At 34.0% G+C, this 2,341-nt stretch carries 2 protein-coding genes; one reads left to right on the top strand and one right to left on the bottom strand.

Annotation, left to right across the window (positions count from 1 at the left end):
- Positions 1-124 precede the first annotated feature (124 nt).
- Complete coding sequence (locus ESZ26_RS18895; RefSeq protein WP_146801352.1) at positions 125-493, bottom strand: tetratricopeptide repeat protein; 369 nt, start codon at positions 491-493, stop codon at positions 125-127.
- Positions 494-736: 243 nt separating this feature from the next.
- Between ESZ26_RS18895 and ESZ26_RS18890 the strand changes: the two genes are divergently transcribed.
- Entirely contained in the window at positions 737-1,708 is a 972-nt protein-coding gene (locus ESZ26_RS18890; RefSeq protein WP_146801350.1) for an integron integrase, read from the top strand.
- The last annotated feature ends 633 nt before the right edge of the window (positions 1,709-2,341 follow it).

The raw sequence follows: 2,341 nt of genomic DNA, 5'->3' as shown, positions 1-2,341 counted from the left end.
AAAACAAAGACAGCGTATGATGAGTCAACGTACTTAGAGGCATTAAAAAGTAAAGGTTCGCCTCTATTGAAATATGCGGTGGAAAGCAAGTTTTAATACTTGCGGTCCACCTCAGGGCGTGTTGTTATGTGGTCGACTTCTCCGAAATACTAACTATATATTTTTCTGCATCCTCTTTCCAAAGTGGTTCAGATATAGATATTTCAGTAAAAATTTCCTTAGCTTCATCTAATCTATCCAGCTTAAAAAGGGCTCTAGCTTTAGCCCAACTTAAGTTAGCGTCTCCAGGAAACATCTTTATATATCTATCAACGTTTTCGAGTATTCTTTCATGATTGCCAGTATTGTCCCAGTCGGTCAATTTATTCACATAACTATCTAACAAATTAGGAAATAATTTTTTTTTCAAATTAATACCCAAAGTAAAAATAAAAAATAATAGAAAAAAACCAAATAGATAAAAAAGGATATTAATTTTATCGTCAATACTCATAGCTTTCCTTAGACCACATAACAATTTAATAGTGCGCAACTTGCGCACTTTCCTGCGGTAATGTTGCTCACTTTCCTATTTATGCTATTTGTAACAAATAACATAAGACTTTGCCACTTAAAGATTTTGTTAATTTAAGTATAAACATTTATCGTATTAAAATGACCCATTTGCGCATTTACTTGAATAGGGGAGAAAATAAACTAAGCTGTATGGATGTACAGTAATTATTTGTGGTTAATTATGAAAACAAAATCACCTTTTTTAAATAGCATTGTTGACTACATGCTAACAAGGCAATACTCACTGAGAACTGTCGAGACTTATTTAACTTGGATAAAGTCTTTTATTAATTTTCATGATAAACGCCATCCTGCTTCTATGGGGGACAACGAAGTTGAAATGTACCTTGAGCACTTGGCGCTTCATGCTAACGTATCACCTAGGACTCAAGCCACAGCATTAAACTCATTGGCTTTTATGTATAAACATATAATTAAAAATGAGCTGTCATTAAATTTAGATTTTGCACGTTCAAAGAGGCAACCTAAATTACCTGTTGTTATGACGAAAGAAGAAGTTTCAATGTTATTGGGAAAACTTGGGAAGCGTTACTATTTAATTGCTGGCCTAATGTATGGGAGCGGCTTACGTGTTATGGAAGCGGTTCAATTACGTGTTCAAGATATAGATTTTGATTATAAATGTATTAGGGTCTGGAATGGTAAAGGTAAAAAACATCGAGTAGTCACTTTGGCTCCTGAGTTAATACCTATGATTAGAAATCAAATTATCCAAGTAAATGAATATTTACAGTTAGATAGTAATAATAAGCAATATTCAGGGGTGTGGATGCCAAATGCTTTAGAGAAAAAATATCCAACTGCAAATAAGACACTGGCTTGGCAGTATTTATTCCCGTCATACAAATTGAGTGCCGACCCCGAAACAGGTGAAATAAGGCGTCACCACTTTCACCATACGGGCATTAGAAAAGCAGTGAAAATGGCAGTTAAAGACGCTAACTTAAAAAAACTAATTACACCGCATACATTACGTCATTCTTTTGCTACACATTTATTACAAAGCGGGGCTGACATAAGAACGGTTCAAGCTCAATTGGGTCATTCAGATATTAGAACTACTCAAATATATACTCATGTATTACAACAAGGTGCAAACGGGGTTACTAGCCCTTTAAGTAATTTGTTGTGATTTAATAAAGTAAAACATAGAGTAAGCTACTGACTGGTTGTAATAACCAGATGCGTGATTTACATTAAGCTAAATTTTTAACGTACTGTTTAAAAATAATTTTTATGATGGAAACATGAGAATTAGAGTTCAACATGACTACATAGTGACTACACAAAACAATTAATTCACTATAGTTGTATGATTTTAAATAGAAATTAAAACAATAAATAATAATAAACTGTTATGTACCGCCTTATTTTCTAGGGAAGTACGTGTAAAACGTTAATGGCTTGAAACTAGTGTTGTATTTGTATCTTTGAGTTTTCGCCAAATACCAGTAAAGGGTAAACGCGAGCAAGCGTTTTTTGTTTATCGGGTTTATTCATGTCGCGTTAGATCGGTTATTTGTGTTGGCTCAAAGGCAAGGTTTGGTGTTTATTAGGCGGTGGTGTTGTATTTATTCTCGTTTATCTATTAACTTTTAATGTACTTTGCTAATATAAAGCGCATAAATACCAGTTACATAACAACACGCCCTGAGGTGGACAACAAGTTTAAATTAGCTATTTACGGCAAACTTTAACAGTGGCGAGCCTCTTCGCTTTAGGGCCTCTAAGTATTTTGACTCATCGTATGGCGTATTAGTTTTCC

Origin of the sequence: Colwellia hornerae (assembly GCF_007954355.1) — a bacterium.
GTDB classification, from domain to species: domain Bacteria; phylum Pseudomonadota; class Gammaproteobacteria; order Enterobacterales; family Alteromonadaceae; genus Colwellia_A; species Colwellia_A hornerae.
The sequence above is the reverse complement of the archived record's forward strand: the minus strand, read 5'-3'. Positions and strand labels throughout refer to the sequence as shown.

Coding starts and splice junctions, on each gene's coding strand:
- ESZ26_RS18890 (WP_146801350.1), top strand. CDS start 737: ATGAAAACAAAATCACCTTTTTTAAATAGCATTGTTGACTACATGCTA.
- ESZ26_RS18895 (WP_146801352.1), bottom strand. CDS start 493: ATGAGTATTGACGATAAAATTAATATCCTTTTTTATCTATTTGGTTTT.